Source organism: Tetragenococcus solitarius NBRC 100494 (assembly GCF_001544195.1).
Taxonomy (GTDB): domain Bacteria; phylum Bacillota; class Bacilli; order Lactobacillales; family Enterococcaceae; genus Tetragenococcus; species Tetragenococcus solitarius.
The window spans coordinates 1-16,597 of sequence record NZ_BCPY01000013.1 but is presented as its reverse complement, the minus strand read 5'-3'; the positions used below and the strand labels follow the sequence as shown (position 1 = coordinate 16,597).

The 16,597-nt window shown below is 37.2% G+C and carries 14 protein-coding genes, 2 tRNA genes and 1 riboswitch; of the genes, 3 read left to right on the top strand and 13 right to left on the bottom strand.

All coding sequences use genetic code 11. The features are described from left to right. Positions 1-28 precede the first annotated feature (28 nt). On the bottom strand, positions 29-484 hold the full coding sequence (locus TS1_RS05585; protein ID WP_068708669.1) for an Asp23/Gls24 family envelope stress response protein: 456 nt from the start codon (positions 482-484) through the stop codon (positions 29-31). Positions 485-715: 231 nt separating this feature from the next. Between TS1_RS05585 and ppdK the strand changes: the two genes are divergently transcribed. Genes ppdK through TS1_RS05570 form a run of 3 tightly spaced genes read left to right on the top strand, consistent with a single transcriptional unit; the run spans position 716 to position 4,819 of the window. Next, positions 716-3,346: a pyruvate, phosphate dikinase gene (gene ppdK, locus TS1_RS05580; RefSeq protein ID WP_083498244.1), complete on the top strand. Its 2,631-nt coding sequence runs from the start codon at positions 716-718 to the stop codon at positions 3,344-3,346. Positions 3,347-3,378: 32 nt separating this feature from the next. Continuing rightward, positions 3,379-4,002, top strand: coding sequence for a helix-turn-helix transcriptional regulator (locus tag TS1_RS05575; RefSeq protein WP_061841298.1), 624 nt, complete (start codon positions 3,379-3,381; stop codon positions 4,000-4,002). A gap of 1 nt (position 4,003) precedes the next feature. After that, on the top strand, positions 4,004-4,819 hold the full coding sequence (locus TS1_RS05570) for a pyruvate, water dikinase regulatory protein (RefSeq protein ID WP_061841297.1): 816 nt from the start codon (positions 4,004-4,006) through the stop codon (positions 4,817-4,819). A gap of 116 nt (positions 4,820-4,935) precedes the next feature. On the opposite strand, the gene TS1_RS05565 is transcribed toward TS1_RS05570, so the two are convergent. The 12 genes from TS1_RS05565 to TS1_RS05510 form a co-directional block, all read right to left on the bottom strand. Next, complete coding sequence (locus tag TS1_RS05565) at positions 4,936-5,892, bottom strand: lactate/malate family dehydrogenase (RefSeq protein WP_061841296.1); 957 nt, start codon at positions 5,890-5,892, stop codon at positions 4,936-4,938. Positions 5,893-5,920: 28 nt separating this feature from the next. Beyond that, complete coding sequence (locus TS1_RS05560; protein ID WP_061841295.1) at positions 5,921-6,667, bottom strand: polysaccharide deacetylase family protein; 747 nt, start codon at positions 6,665-6,667, stop codon at positions 5,921-5,923. Between the two features lie 111 nt (positions 6,668-6,778). Then, entirely contained in the window at positions 6,779-7,627 is an 849-nt protein-coding gene (locus TS1_RS05555; protein WP_061841294.1) for a MurR/RpiR family transcriptional regulator, read from the bottom strand. A gap of 130 nt (positions 7,628-7,757) precedes the next feature. Further along, positions 7,758-9,662, bottom strand: coding sequence for a penicillin binding protein PBP4B (pbp4b, locus tag TS1_RS05550; protein WP_234748323.1), 1,905 nt, complete (start codon positions 9,660-9,662; stop codon positions 7,758-7,760). 84 nt (positions 9,663-9,746) lie between these two features. After that, on the bottom strand, positions 9,747-10,376 hold the full coding sequence (locus TS1_RS05545; protein WP_061841293.1) for an HAD family hydrolase: 630 nt from the start codon (positions 10,374-10,376) through the stop codon (positions 9,747-9,749). Beyond that, complete coding sequence (locus TS1_RS05540; protein ID WP_068708667.1) at positions 10,373-11,842, bottom strand: PTS transporter subunit EIIC; 1,470 nt, start codon at positions 11,840-11,842, stop codon at positions 10,373-10,375. The genes TS1_RS05545 and TS1_RS05540 overlap by 4 nt, the downstream gene beginning before the upstream one ends. A gap of 15 nt (positions 11,843-11,857) precedes the next feature. After that, positions 11,858-12,748 carry an N-acetylmuramic acid 6-phosphate etherase gene (gene murQ, locus TS1_RS05535; protein ID WP_083498243.1) on the bottom strand — a complete coding sequence of 297 codons (891 nt, stop codon included), beginning with the start codon at positions 12,746-12,748 and terminating at the stop codon, positions 11,858-11,860. Next, the gene (locus TS1_RS05530; RefSeq protein WP_068708665.1) at positions 12,745-13,821 is read right to left on the bottom strand and encodes a DUF871 domain-containing protein; all 1,077 of its coding nucleotides are present in this window, start codon (positions 13,819-13,821) and stop codon (positions 12,745-12,747) included. Before TS1_RS05530 ends, murQ begins: the two co-directional genes overlap by 4 nt. 258 nt (positions 13,822-14,079) lie before the next feature. Next, the gene (locus TS1_RS05525; protein ID WP_061841290.1) at positions 14,080-14,856 is read right to left on the bottom strand and encodes an alpha/beta hydrolase; all 777 of its coding nucleotides are present in this window, start codon (positions 14,854-14,856) and stop codon (positions 14,080-14,082) included. 155 nt (positions 14,857-15,011) lie between these two features. After that, entirely contained in the window at positions 15,012-16,199 is a 1,188-nt protein-coding gene (metK, locus tag TS1_RS05520; RefSeq protein WP_061841289.1) for a methionine adenosyltransferase, read from the bottom strand. After that, positions 16,197-16,286, bottom strand: a riboswitch (SMK box riboswitch). Its footprint overlaps the gene before it by 3 nt. A 119-nt stretch (positions 16,287-16,405) precedes the next feature. Then, positions 16,406-16,477: transfer RNA gene (locus TS1_RS05515), tRNA-Glu, on the bottom strand. Between the two features lie 7 nt (positions 16,478-16,484). Then, positions 16,485-16,572, bottom strand: a tRNA-Ser gene (locus tag TS1_RS05510). Positions 16,573-16,597: the final 25 nt, after the last annotated feature.

Here is a 16,597-nt window from a genome sequence, read left to right as displayed (position 1 = left end):
GATTCAGCGATAAAATCATGCTCAAATTTTAGTTATTCGATTCACTATTTGTTTGGTCCGATTGTTGTTCATCAGTTTTTTTATCTTCTTCAATTTCTTCCTTCGTCTTTATATCTTCTACATGAACATTTACTTCAACTACGTCTAAGTGCGTCATTTTTTTCACTTGTTCTGCGGAAACTTTTTTGATTTGTTCATAAATATTTTCTGCGTCTTTACGGTATTCAATGACAACGTCTAAATCCACAGCAACTTGTTCTTTACCTACTTCAGTATCGATGCCGTTTGTTACGTTATCTGAATTGGAAATACGTTCAGCCATACTTGAGAAAAAGCCACCATCAACTTGCAGTAATCCATCAACTTTTTCCAAAGCAATTCCAATAATTTTTTGAATCACTTTGTCTTCAAATGTTAATTCGCCAGAAACTTGTTCTTGGCCTTTTTGTGCATTAACTCCAGTTGTACTTTTTTGATCTGCCATATTTTTTTCCTCCTAAATTTTTCTTTGTTGTTAAAAAACAACTTTACATATTCATCATAAAGCAAACCTCAAAAAATTTAAAACAAAAAGCCTTTATGGAGTAAATGGCAACCATTAATACATTCTAATTTCTTTAAAAATGTTTTATTTTCGATTGACATTTATTTAGTACGTATTATATATTTAATTTGCGTCAAATAATACATACTAAAAAGAAAGGATGTGTTTAATTTGAAACAAATTTACCATTTTAATGAAGGAAACACTACTATGAAAGATTTATTAGGTGGAAAAGGAGCAAATTTAGCAGAAATGACCCAATTAGGATTACCAGTTCCTGCTGGTTTTACTATTACAACGACTGCTTGTATGCAATTTTTGCAACAAGATGACTATTTTGAACAGTCTTTAAAAGAAGAGGTTTTGAAAGCGATATATCGATTGGAAACTGAAACAGGAAAATCATTTCTCGCTGACAGCTCCATATTGTTGGTCTCTGTGCGTAGTGGAGCAAAGTTTTCCATGCCAGGGATGATGGATACTATTTTAAATCTTGGGTTAAATGATAAAAAAGTACGGGATTTCGCTAGATTAACCACCCCTTCTTTTGCTTATGATTGCTATCGCCGTCTTATGCAAATGTTTGGTGATGTCGTCTACGGGATTTCTAAGGAGCAGTTTGATCAAATCTTACAAAAGTTTGAAACAACCTTTGACAAAGCGCCTAGTTATTTTTCGTTAGCCGAGCAACAAGAGGTAATTAAAGCATATAAGCAGCTCTTTGATAAACAGCACAAAAATTTCCCTCAAGATCCCTTAGAACAGCTATTTACAGCAATTAAAGCCGTTTTTCAATCATGGAATAATGAGCGAGCACAAGTGTATCGTAACTTACATGACATTCCATTTGACCTAGGAACTGCGGTTAATGTACAGTCAATGGTTTTTGGTAATAGCGGAGAAAAAAGTGCAACTGGGGTTGCATTTACTAGAAACCCTGCAACTGGCGAAAAGAAGCTTTTTGGTGAATTTTTACCTAATGCACAAGGAGAAGATGTGGTCGCTGGCATCCGAACGCCACAAACAATTGACAAATTGAAACAGTTGTTACCTGTGGCCTATTCTGATTTTATAGATTACGCAAAAATTTTGGAAGACCATTATAAGGATATGCAAGACATCGAATTTACCATCGAAAATGGAAAACTTTATATTTTGCAAACACGAAGCGGCAAACGTACCGCGCAAGCTGCACTTAACATCGCCTTAGACCTTGTCGACGATGGAACGATTACCAAAAAAGAAGCGTTATTACGAATCACACCAACGATGGTGGAGCAATTAATTCATCCAATATTTGACCCAGCAGAACTTAAGAGTGCTAAAGTACTAGCTAAAGGTCTGCCGGCAAGTCCTGGAGCTGCTAGTGGTCAAATTGTATTCACAGCAGAAAGGGCTAAAGAACTTCATGAAGAAGGGAAAAAAGTTATTCTTGTGCGACAAGAAACTTCACCGGAAGATATTGAAGGAATGGTAGTAAGTGAGGCAATTGTTACCTCTAGAGGAGGGATGACTTCCCATGCTGCTGTAGTTGCCCGTGGAATGGGAACATGTTGTGTAGCTGGCTGTGAAGAGCTCATTGTTAATGAAACAACGCAAACGGTTACTTGCAAAGGACAAACCTTAATCGAAGGAAGTACGATTTCTGTTGATGGTACTACAGGAACCATTTATCAAGCTGAATTAAAAACTGTAAGACCTACTGATAATCAAAATTTACAACGTTTGTTGAATTGGGCAGATAAAGAAGCAAAGTTGATGGTACGCGCAAATGCAGAAAATATCCAAGATTTATCAGCAGCGATCAATTTTGGCGCTTCAGGAATTGGTCTAGCACGTACAGAGCATATGTTTTTTGGCGAAAAAAGAATTTTGGAAATGCGTCGGCTTATTTTGGCAGAAGACGAAACTTCTTTTGAGGTAGCTCTTCAAAGGCTTCTTGATTTCCAACAAGATGATTTTTATCATATGCTACAAACAGTTGGAGAGAAACCAATGGTTATCCGTCTTTTAGACCCACCAATGCACGAATTTTTACCGACCGACCCGCAAACAATTCAACAATTAGCAAAACAATTGGAAAAAGCTCCTGAACAAATCACCAAACAAATAGCACAATTACATGAAACCAATCCTATGTTGGGCCATCGAGGTTGTCGTTTAGGAATCACTGAAGCACGAATTTATCAAATGCAAGTTAAAGCCATTTTCACTAGTGCGATTAAATTAACGCAAGCTGGTTATAGCGTAAAGCCAGAAATCATGATTCCATTAGTTGCCGAAGAAAAGGAATTAATCGAAGTTAAAAATTCTTTACTTCGCACTATTAAAAACTTATTCGAAGCTTCCAATGTAGAGCCTTTTCCTTTTGAAATCGGCACAATGATTGAATTACCTAGAGCTTGTATGACTGCTGATAGACTAGCTAAACATGCGGACTTTTTCAGTTTTGGTACAAATGATCTTACCCAAATGACTTATGGATTTTCCCGTGATGACATTGGTAAGTTCTTACCAATCTATAAAGAAAAGGGAATTTTAACGCAAGACCCTTTCCAGACCTTAGACCAAGCAGGTGTGGGCAAACTTATTCAAACGGCGGTCAAAAAGGCTCGTCAAACCAATCCGAATATGATGATTGGTGTATGCGGCGAAGTCGGCGGTGATCCTAATTCCATTTCTTTCTTTCAACAAGCCGGCGTAGATTATGTCTCTTGTTCAGCCTATCGTATCCCAGCAGCACGTTTAGCTTGCGGGCAAGCAGCACTCAACGATTGTCGTATAGCTGAAATTGCGCTATGATAAAGATAAATAAGAATGAAGAAGGAGTCACTATGGAATTTTCTGACCGTCAAAAGTTAATTATGGAGATTGTTAAAGCAAATGAACCCATTACCGGAGATAATATTGCCGCAAAGCTGAACCTTACAAAACCAACATTGCGCAATGATTTGTCACTGTTAACCATGACAGGGGTATTAGATGCACGTCCTAAAGTTGGTTATATTTACTCCGGTCAGACAATCGAACCGTTACTATTTGAAAAATTATACACGAAAAAAGTGGACGATATTATGATTCCGGCTGTGTTTATCAAACAGGATACCTCTTTAAAAGACGCTATTACAGACTTATTTATGTACGATGTAGGTTCTTTGTATGTAGTTAATGAAGATAAAAGATTAGTTGGTGTTCTTTCAAGAAAGGATCTTTTACGCAGTGTTTTAGCCAGTAACGAAGAAAACATTCCAGTAGCTGTTGTCATGAGCCGAATGCCAAACATCATTACAATCACCTCGGATGAGACAATTTTGACAGCGGGTCATTTATTAATGCAGCATCAAGTCGACTCACTCCCCGTTGTTGAAAATAAGACGCCAGATAAAATTGTTGGTAAAATAACTAAAACACGGATCATGAATCATTTTATCGAAGAAGGGATTAAGGTGAATGCATAACATGAATAAAGATGTCTCACTAAAGTTATTTATTATTTCTGATTCCATTGGGGATACTGCACAAAAGATCACAACCGCCGTACTTGCCCAATTTCCAGAATTATCGAATGTTGAAACGAAACGATTTGCCTTTATCGACTCTAAAGAAGAACTAATTAAGGTTTTAGGGGATGCTTTACAAGAAAGTGCTGTGGTTGCTAGTACGTTAGTAAAAGATTCTTTCAACGAAGCTGCCCAAGAATTTGCTTCTCGTACTTCTTTAAGTTATGTAGATTTCATGACACCAATGATGAAACTTATCCAAGGAAAAACCGGTCTAGAACCTAAAGGTGAAGCTCGCGCGCAACATAAACTAACATCGGATTATTTTACAAAAATAGAAGCGATAGATTTTGCTGTAAAATACGATGACGGTCAAGATCCTAAAGGATTTTCAAAAGCAGACTATGTTATTTTAGGACCGTCTCGTACTTCAAAGACTCCCTTAAGTATGTATCTAGCAAATAAATCTTATAAAGTAGCCAACTTGCCATTGATACCTGAAATTCCCCTGCCCAAAGAAATTTTTGATGTATCGAAGGAAAAACTCATCGGTTTAGTTGCTACTCCTGAAGTGATTCAACGAAGGCGCGAAAAACGATTAAATTCTCTGGGTCTAGGTGGTAGTTCGTCTTATACAAACGTTGAGCATATCAGAGAAGAAATGGACTACGCCCAAGAAGTTTATCGTAGATTAGAAGCAAAGACTATACAAGTAGACGATATGTCAATTGAAGAAACAGCTGAGTATATTACGCGTTTTCAAATTAATCGATAGCTCAAAAAACAGTTGCCTGATGATTGAAGTGACCTCCAAAAGTTAGAACAAAAATCTAACTTTTGGGCGTCGGTTCAGATGGTAGCTGTTTTTTATAAATTCATAGTTTGTCGGCTTTACTCTGTCAGTGCAATCGAATGACGTATGCTAGTCACAGCTTCTGCTAATTTTTCTTTTTCCCACTCATTTAGTGTTACTAGCAGCTTTTTCTCCACCCCGTCTTTTCCTAATATACATGGAACACTATAGGCGCAACGTCCACTAAACCCATATTCATATTCAGACATAGGAACACTCACCGGATAGATACTTTTTTCATCTAATAGTACACAACGTGCAATATCGATGGCAGATTGTGCAACGGCAACATTAGTCACACCATTTTTAGTCTCAAAAACATCATAAGCTGCTTGGACAACTTTTTCTTTTATCTCTTCAGCTGTAAGTAGCGGTATCTCAGGAAAATAGTCACTCAACTGTTCATAAGCAATTCCGCCGATTGTCAAATGACTAAGCACAGGAAAAGCAGCATAGCCGTGTTCTCCCATCATATAGGCAGAAATAGCTTTAGGATCAACTTGATAGCGCTGACCCAGCAGTTGTCGCAACCTTGAAGAGTCTAGCATGGTTCCTGTACTTAAAAGTAAATTTCGAGGATAATCATAAGACGCCGCAATATGAATGATCGTATCCGCTGGGTTGGTAATGAAAATCAACATGGCTGTTTGCGTATGTCGTACAATATTTTTCATAATTTCATGAATAATGGGTAAATTTTCAGTTAGTAAATCTTGACGATCTGCAGGGATTTCGCCATTCGGATAAACATGGGTAGCCGCAATTATGATGATATTTGCATCTGCGACATCCCCATAAGATCCTGCATAAATGGTGATATTCTTACGAGACAATAAACCGCCAGCATGCGTCTGATCTAACCCTTCACCAAAAGCTACATGATCTCTAGGATCAATCAAGACAATTTCACCAAAAAGTTCTGTTTGCACCGCCGTTGCCAATACGCTGGAACCTACATGTCCTAATCCGATAATCGCTAATTTTTGTGTCCTCATTTATTTCTCCTTAATATAGCTCAATAATTTATTTTCTCAGCAAAGCCTTAAACTCAGATAATGTACAACCATACCAAATAGTATCTCGGTGTAAAGTGAGTACAGGTGTTTGTCGCATGTTTTCTCCTGGCACTGTGGTGAACGCATATTGAATATTTAATTGTGCTAATCTTTTAACATCCGCCTGGCGATAAACACCAAAGGGATAGGCAAAAATATCCGCATAATCAACATACTGACCACAATCCTTGAGATCTTTTTTTAATTTACCCTCTGAAACTTTTTGCATCTCAGTCGACCCATCAGGATAACGTTGATGTAAATTGGTGGTATGATTCGCTAGTTCAAAGACATCTTTCATCTTTTCTAATTCCTTTTTTGCCATCACAACAGATTGACTGGGCTTAAATTCTTGGATTTGTTCAAAGAGCCAGCTCTTAACAACAAAACACACTGCATGAAAATTTTTTTGCTGTAAAATCGGATAAGCATACTTATAAACAGATTGGTAAGCGTCATCAAAAGTTAATAGGACAGACTTTTCAGGCAGCTTTTTTCCTTTTTGATAGTAATTTTTTACTTCTTGTAGACTAAGTGTGTAATAATTTTCCTGTTCTAAAAAGTCCATCTGTGCTTTAAAGTCAGTTAAATCACTGAATAGTTTTACAGGCAGGGCATCTTTATACGGTTGATTGACCAAAATAGGTGACGGCTTTGTTGCATCAAATGAGTCTTTTTCTCTGATTTCGTGATACATCAGTGCGTGAAATCCCATGTTCTTTCCTCCATAATTTTGCTTTTTAAATAAGTATAACAAAAAAGCAGCCCTTATGTATCTTTATCCTCAATGACTGAAGACTAAAAAGAGATACACTAGGCTGCTTTTTTAATCATTTTGCTCAATAATTTGCACTGTTGTTTTGGTTTGTTCTAACTGTCTTAAAATTTTATCATAATGTTTAGTTGCATAAGCAGAAAGTAGTACATCTACAGTATACAATTGTACCAGCAACGAATTGGTTGCCGAGCTTCTCAAGGGCGCTTCACCACCGTCTGCGGTGTGTAACAATACATCTGCAATAGTCGCTAGGGAAGAATGAGCTTTGCTTGTCATACCTACAACCGGAATTCCTTGTTCTTTTGCCAATAAAGCTAAATTCACTACCTCTTGCTTTTCGCCCGAATTTGAAACCAAAAAGATCCAGGAGGGAATTTCGTTTGTTACAATGGCTGTTGTCAGTAAATGATAATCTTTACTATAAATTACTTTTTTTCCCACACGTAAAAATTTCTGGGCAAAATCATCTGCAACAATCCCTGAGGCGCCAATTCCATAGGTAAACATTGTTTCTGTCGTTTCAAGTAAACGAACAATTCGTTCGATAGGTTCAGTCTCAAGCTTCTCACAATTTTTTTCTAAACCATCCGTCATTTTTAACAATAATTTTTGTTTAATTGTACTAATACCCTCGCCAGGTACAATATCTGTATAAAGATCTTCTTTGATTGCCGGTTGATTTGCAGATAGTTTTAATTTTAAATCCGTAAATCCTTCCAAACCTAATGAATAACACAGCCTCACAACTGTAGCAGGGCTGGTATTAGAAGCTTGGGACAAAGTTTTTGCGCTCATGCGAATCACTTCTTCAGGCTGTTGCAAGATCCATTCTGCTAATTTCTTTTCCGCCTTTGGTAATTTATTTAATTGATGCTGGATAGTAAATAAAATATTCATTTCTTTATTCCTCAACTTATCCTACTAAATTCTTACTGCGATGTCACACGCCTTAACACCAAATTATCACTTATAAAAAGAAAACAAACAACAAATAGAAACGCTATTTCTTATATCTTTTTATAACTATTTAACCATTAGAAACAAATTCATTCATTTGTTTAAACTGTTTAGTCTTCATAAAATCAATAATTTCCTTACTATTCTTACGTTCATTCACTACGTCAAGTAAAGATTGCAGCTGCGCATAATCAGCTGAAGTTTGGTCTTTTTTATTTGCCTTCATGTAACGATATTTAGCAATCACCATATCCACTAACTTGGCATTATTAGCTGCAGAGTTATCTTTTTTATGACTATCAAAAGCCAGGGTTGCTATTAAACCATACTGCCCCGTTAAAAAGTGATCTCCAACAAAGTCATTGGGATCTTCTTTATTATCAATAACTGGAGAGTTTTTAGTATTTGTTAGTAATATGACAGACATATGATTGATTGGATCAATCACTGTTAGTGTCCCCGTCCAGCCAGTATGTCCGATAGTACTAGTATCTGCTAAAGGAGAAAATGCCCAAGAATATAGATGTTGTCCTTTACGGCGCCAACCTAAACCAAAGCTTGGATCAGTATCTTTAGCTTTAATAAACTGATCCATCGTATCTTCATCAAAAAACTGTTGGTCCCCATAACCGCCTCGATTCAAAGTAATTTGAGTTAACACCGCTAGATCTTTTGCGTTTGCAAATAACCCTGCATGCCCGCTAATGCCTCCCATAGAATAGAATGCTTTTTCATCATGTACTTCACCTTGCACAGTATTTTCCCGGATATTATCAAAATCGATCGCACCATCTCTAGTATTACCATGTATTTCAGTTGCAGCAATTTGTTCTTTTGTAAAATTATGTTCCAAAGGGTTAAAAGTCGTATGTTGTAATTTCAGTGGTTGATAGTAATTTTTGCTCATGTATTTGTCCAAACGTTGTCCTGTTACTTGTTCAATAATAAAACCAAGTAGCATGTAATCAACATCTGAATACATTGTCTTTGTTCCAGGTTCATATTCTAAAGGTGTGGCAATAATTTTTTCCATAACTTCGTTTCGATCTTGAGTATATAACTTTTTATTAGCATCAGGACTAGATAAATCATCTGCATCAGGATCATAGTTTTTATTATGATACTGTGGATCTGCCGGGAACCCTGCTTGGTGTTCTAGTATTTCTTTTACAGTTAATTCATTTTTCCCTTTTATTTTATCTGACTTTTTATCCTTAAAATCAGGAAAAAAATCACTAACTTTCTGATCGATAGCTAAATCTCCGTCTGAAACTAACTTTTGGATCGCATAATTGGTCGCATACATTTTTGTGTTACTAGCTAAATCATACAAAGTATTTTCAGTTACTTTTTTACCATCTTTTTGGGGATTACCTTGTAGGTCATAGGCGCTTATATTCCCATAAGCACTAGATTTAACGATCTTACCATTTTTCGTTACCACTAATTGTGCTGATGTAAAACCATTTTTGATTTCTGCATTAATAAGTTGATCAATTAGTTTGAAATTATCGTTTTCAGTATAATCTTCAGTCTTATCCTTTAAAACCGGGTAAGGAACTTTTACATTCATTTTTGCTTTGTTGTTATTTTCAACTTGGCTGACTTGTAAATTGTTGTCTCCATTTTTTGTAAATTCCGAAATATCAACCTGCTGCCACTTTTGATTCGACAAATCAGCAAATACCTCCTCACCATTTACATAGATCTTGAATGCTTTTTTGTCGTTCGTTTTTAATAATAACTCCCCTTGTCCTTCATACCCATAAAATGACGCCATCTGATTTGTCAAAAGTGAACTGTCAAACGCTTCATCCGTTGCTTTGATTGGATAAGTCTGACTAAGCTGATAAGAACCTTTAGGGCTACTAATTTTTTTCACATCCGTTTTATCTTGTAGTACACATGCGCTGGTAAAAAATAAAATACCGAATACTACACAAGGCATAATGAGTTTTTTTCCACACTTTTTCATATTGAGATACCTTCTCTCTTTTTTATATCCGATTTCAAAAGTGCTAAAGGTATTGTTTTATTAAACCAAAACGTCTGCTTACATTTAAACTAAAGTCAACAACTGCTTGGTCGAGTCAATGTGATATGTGGCTTGCGACTGATCAATCACAAATTGGTGACTTTTTAAAGCTGCTACAGATAAATTTGCGCGGCGAGCAGCTTCGATACCAAGTGCTGAATCTTCAATAACTAAGCATTCACTAGGCTGTAACTCAAGATGAGACACTGTATACTGATAAATTTCTGGATTCGGTTTACTGCGGGCAAACATTTCGCCACTTGTAACTAATTCAAAATAATCTTTGATCTGATTTACTTCTAGTATACGATAGATATTTTTTAATGGACCAGAAGAGGCTACTGCCAAACGTAAGCCTCTATTTACTAAACCATTTAATGTTGGTAAGATGTCAGGATTAAACATCTCTTTATAATCAATCGGATAATGTTGACGAAACTCTTTATAGGCCTGAAGTAACTCTTCGCGCTTTCTTCTATCGTCGGGTATCAGTTGCTCAAACATATCTTGCGCATTTGACCCGACAAAACGTTCTTGTACCTTTTGAGGTACGGATAAGCCATTTTTTTCAAAGAAGAGAGCTCGTCGTTGTTGATATACCTTTTCAGAAAAAACGATAACTCCATCCACGTCAAAAATAACAGCTTTTCTCATATAATGTTCCCTTCTCGAATATCTTCATTGGTGCCAAAGAAATAAGTTAATACAAATCCGCCAATATAGCCTGCAATTAAACTAATCACATAATTAAGCATCGGTGTAGTTCCTCCGGCAATTAATGGAATTAACGCGAGTCCGCTAGGCCCAATGGAAATCGAACCAACACCACCTAACAAACCAACAACAGCGCCACCGATACCGCCTCCTAAGCAAGCCGTGATAAATGGTCTTCCTAAAGGCAAGGTTACTCCATAAATCAAAGGTTCACCAATCCCCAAAATACCAACCGGTAATGCCCCTTTAATCATCTCTGTTAATTTTTTGTTATTGCGACAACGTATCCATAAAGCGATAGCTGCCCCTACTTGTCCTGCACCAGCCATAGCTAAAATCGGCAATAGAGTTGTACTCCCATAGGTCTCAATCAATTGAAGATGGATTGGGGTCAAAATTTGATGTAAACCAAACATGACCATTGGCAAGAATAAAGCTCCTAAGACAAAACCAGCAAAGGCACCGCCTACGCTTAGAACCCAACTAATACCTCCTACAAGACCATCAGAAATCCAACCAGCCAAGGGCATGATAAAGAAGATCGTAACGACACCCATAGCAGCTAGCGTAAGTACTGGTGTCACGATAATATCAACGGCATCTGGCACTATTTTGTGTAGCCATTTTTCCACTTGTGCCATCAAGAAAACCGCAATAATGACACCGATCACACCACCTTGACCTCCAGCTAACGGTTCACCCGTAAAAATATTAGGAAGCGGCAGATCTTCACTCATACCGGTTAGCATGGTGACACCACCAATAACTCCACCTAAACTAGGAGACGCACCGAATTCACGTGCAGCATTAATCCCCACGTAAATAACTAAGTAAGTAAATACACCACTTTGAATAATCGAACCAACACTTACAATATTGACCCAAGCGTCTCCAGCAATCGTTCCAGCTTCTAGCATATTCGTTAAAACAGAGGCAATTCCGCCAATAATGCCGGCACCAACAAAAGCGGGAATGAGTGGTACAAAGATATTAGCGATTGATTTTAATACCTTTGACCAAGGTTTTTGGTTTTTCTTTTTCACTTGTGCATGAACTTCTTTTGCTTTAGCATTCACATCATCTTTTCCGCTTGTCGTTTCTTTTGCAGGAGATTCTTCCACAGAGGTTCCATCCGGGCGTTCTTCTCCTAATTCTACTCCAGCCATGTCTGCCATTTTTTGAGCAACTTTGCTCACAGTTCCTGGTCCCAGTACAATTTGCAGGGTTTCATCTTCAACAACACCCATAACTCCATCAATCGCTTTTAGTCCATCAATATCTAGCTTACTATCATCAATAACGCCCATGCGGATACGGGTCATACAATTAACGATTTTATTAACATTGTTCACGCCACCGACGTGTTCATAAATTTCTTCTGCTAATCTGGTAATTTTATCTGCCATTTTTTCTCCTCCTTTTTAAAGTGTATTTCTGACAAAACCGTTGCCTGCAATCAATTTTTCTTTTGCTTCATTTTTATCTGCTCCGGTCAAAATCATAACGATGGCCAGTTTTACATTTTCTTCTGCGCGGTAAAAAGTTTGATCTGCTTGCTCATAGCTACAATCCGTTGCCTGCATAATAATTCGTTTAGATCTTTCCACCAATTTTTCGTTGGTAGGTCGGACATCCACCATCAAATTTTTATATACTTTTCCAATGCCAATCATCGAAACTGTCGAAAGCATATTTAACACTAGCTTTTGGGCGGTCCCAGATTTTAACCGAGTAGAACCTGTCAAAATTTCAGGACCGACTTCAACTTCAATAGGAAACTGCGCATGCTGGCTAATTTGAGCCTTTTTGTTACATGCTAATGAAGCTGTCGTAGCTCCCACTTCTTTGGCATAATCCAACCCGCCAATCACATAAGGCGTACGACCACTGGCAGCAATTCCTACAACAATATCATCTTGGCTTAATAAAGCTTTAGATAAATCTTCTTTTGCCAGCTCTTGGGAATCTTCTGCTCCTTCAACAGCAACTGTCATTGCTTTCATCCCACCCGCAATCAAGCCTTGTACCATTTCTGGCTCAGTTCCAAAGGTTGGCACACATTCTGCCGCATCAAGCACTCCTAAACGTCCGCTGGTACCAGCACCAATGTAAAAAAGCCTTCCTTTTTTTCTAAATGTTTGTATAATTTGTTCAATAACGTTTTTTATTTGTGGTAGTGCTTTTTCGATAGCCAAAGGCACATTTTTATCCTCGTCGTTCATGGTCTGTAATACTTCCATGATGTCCATATCATCCAAAGCCATCGTTCTTTGATTTCTCGTTTCTGTTGCTAATTTTTCTAATTCACTCAATATCTTTTCCTGCCTTCCCTTAATTCAAAACGACAACCTGACCCAATATAATGCACTAGCTCTCGATCTTTTTTTGTAATTTTTGCCACTACATTCACTTTTTTATCTGCCGGCAACTTACGTTTTGTTATCTGCATCTCTCCCATATATCGCTGATAATTTTTATTGTCTATAGTAACAGAACCTTGATCTCGCAACTGATTATTTTCCGCTTCAATCGTTTGACGGTTGTTTCTTCTTGATTCTTGGCTTCGGATAACATCTTGTGCTTCATCAATTCGATTGGTATGCTCACCAAGGACAAGCGCACGATAAGAATCTAACAATAAATCAACTTCAAGTAACATCTTTTTTTGCTTAAAATATACATTAAACTGTTCTTTAACTTTTTTAGAAAGCCCTCCATCACCAATATGAACAATATCGCATCCGTAATTATAGAACAAATCAAGTGCTGCTGCTAAAGGATGTTGATTACGATGTTTTTCTAAGGTTGGTAAACCTTTATATAATGGCCCTCGTAAATTTTCGTCTCCAGCTACAAAAGCTACAATTTTAGAACCCAGTGTCTGCCATTTATGATTCACCGTTTGTAAATATTCACTTGATAAACCTGTTTCAGGTCGTGGATAATAATTATGCCATAACTCCATTTTGGTAAAATCGGCTTGAAAAGAAGCTAATTGTTCCACATCTTCTTCAGATAAAGTTGACGCGTTTAGTCCTACTTTCATTTGTTGAGAGACCGCTGCAATCGTCTGGTTATCAATTCCGTAATCCATTCGTATACCGGTAATCCCTAATTGTTTTAAATTCTCGCATGCTCCTGCTTGGTTAAGATCAATAGATAAACGTTGCAGACCGTCGCTTGATATATCTGCCATTAGATCTATATGCAACTTTTGAGTGAACAAACCTAGCTGTTGCAATGTGTTGATGACTTTTTGTGGGTCCTCTTCTGGAATATGTAAAGAAGTAAAGATACGCGTAAAACCTGCTTGTTTCATTGCTAAAATGTAACGTTTCTTATCTTCTGTTAAAGTCTCTCCCAAAAAAATCGAAAAACCTAACATTTCTGCCACCGCCTTTGTTAATTCGCTTTCATTATAAGCGAAAAGAAACATTATTTCAATAGATAAAACATAATTCGTCTTATTCTGAAACATCATTTCTTATGTTGATTAATCTTTAAAATAAATTCTGTAAAAATTTAATTGATTGATCAAATCATTCTAGTCATTACAAAATAAACGTAAAAAAACCAGTTAAGTAGAAAATCTACATAACTGGCTAAATATTTTTATAATAACAAACAAAAACCCTCTGTTTGATTAAAGCGGCAACCAATCTAAAATACGCTGAATCCAATGATCCCAATATATCCAGTCATGTTCTCCAGGACCATCTTCAAAGCTTACGTCATATCCTTGTTCCTGCATTTTTTCTACTGTATAAGTGCTGGACTGGTGCAATGGATCTTCAGTTCCACAAGTAATAAAAAACTTAGGTGCTTGTGCTGCCTCTAGATTTTTAATTAGATGAATCAGGTCATTTTCCGACCCTTTAATTTCTGCCAATGGACCAAAAATTCCTTCCCAGTATGATCTACCCTTTATTTCTAATAACTGATCCATACCTTCAGCAATTGTTAGTCCTCCTGAAAGAGAAGCAATTGCAGCAAAGTTTTCTGGTTTTCGTAATCCAAGTTTTACAGCTCCATAGCCACCCATTGATAAACCTGCTGCAAATGTCTTGGCTCTTTTAGTCGTTAATTGCGGAAATAATTCATGACAAATTTCAGGCAATTCTTCGGCGATAAATGTCCAGTAATTCATATCATATCTAGTATCTGTATACCAAGCAAGGTCTGTAGAAGGCATAATAACAGCTAATCCCATATTTGCTACATACCGCTCAATGGCCGTCCTCCTTTGCCAGACACTATGATTACCATTCATTCCATGCAATAAATATAGTACTGGCACGTCCTCAGAAGTTCCTTTTGTATTAGTACCAAATGTTTTCTTCGTTTCCTGTGGCAAGATAATATCTAGCATCACTTCCATTTCCAACACATTGGAAAAAACATTTGCTTGTAAAAACGCCATGACTTACACTCACATCCTTTAATATTTACTATCATTGTAGCAAACTTTTTTACAATAATAAAAAGCTCCATTGAATGATGTACTGAACTGTAAACGTTAGGCTTTATCCTAACTATTTAAGATCATTACTTCATATCAATAAGGAGCTTCTAATATTACTTGACGTATTCTTGTAAAGCTTTTACTTTATCTGTCTTTTCCCAAGGCAAATCAACATCGGTTCTACCAAAATGACCGTAAGCTGCAGTATCCTTATAAATAGGACGTCTTAAATCCAACATTTCAATAATACCTGCAGGACGCAAATCAAAATTATCACGCACTGCTTCAATTAATTTTTCTTGAGATACTTTCCCTGTTTTAAAAGTATCAATCGCAATAGATACAGGCTCAGCTACGCCAATTGCATAAGCAAGCTGTACTTCTACCTTATCCGCCAATTTTGCTGCCACAATGTTTTTAGCAATGTAACGAGCAGCATAACTTGCAGAACGGTCTACTTTTGTAGCATCTTTACCCGAAAATGCACCGCCACCATGACGAGCATAACCACCATAAGTATCTACGATAATTTTCCGCCCAGTTAAGCCTGCATCTCCTTGAGGTCCTCCAATAACAAAACGACCGGTAGGATTAATAAAATATTTTGTTTGTTCATCTAATAATTCATTAGGAATTACTTGTCTGATCACTTTTTCGATCATATCTCGACGAATTGTTTCATTAGCCACTTCATCATCGTGTTGTGTGCTAATAACAACAGTATCTACTCTTTTAGGTTGATCATTTTCATCATACTCAACCGTTACTTGCGATTTTGCATCTGGACGTAAATAACTGATCTCCGAGGTCTTCCTTAATTTTGCTAAATGAGCAACAATCTTATGACTCAAAGAAATAGGCAGTGGCATTAACTCTGAAGTTTCATTTGTTGCATAGCCAAACATTAAGCCTTGATCGCCAGCTCCGATTGCATTGATCCGTTTTTCTCTATCTTCCCTTGCTTCTAACGATGTATCCACACCTTGTGCAATATCTTGTGATTGCTCGTCAATTGCAACTAAGACCGCTACATTATCACCATCAAAACCATATTCAGGTCGATCATAACCAATGTCTTTGATCGTTTTCCTTACAACTTTTTGCATATCAACATATGCTGATGTAGAAACTTCACCAAAAACTAATACTAATCCGGTCGTGACTGAAGTTTCACAAGCAACACGTGCCATTGGATCTTGTTCTAATAGCGCATCCAAAATCGCATCACTAATTTGATCAGCAATTTTATCAGGATGACCTTCTGAAACGGATTCAGAAGTAAATAAACGTCTTTCTTTCATGATGATTCCCCCTAAAATATTTTTTCGGTTACAAGGCATCTTCATTTGAGATAAACAAATGAATCCTCTCGGGAACTTGCAACGGTCTGATTCTAATAGATAAGCTAAACAATCTATTTTCATTTAAAAAATGAGTCGAAACCGAAACTGTCAGCAAAAGTTCTCAAATAACTTAAAAAAAAGCATTCATTACTGAATGCTTCCGATGATCCGTACGGGATTCGAACCCGTGTTACCGCCGTGAAAGGGCGGTGTCTTAACCACTTGACCAACGGATCGCTGATACGGAGAAGGAGGGATTCGAACCCTCGCGCCGCGTAAACGGCCTACACCCTTAGCAGGGGCGCCTCTTCAGCCACTTGAGTACTTCCCCAAAACCAAAAAGTATTTGATTTTCA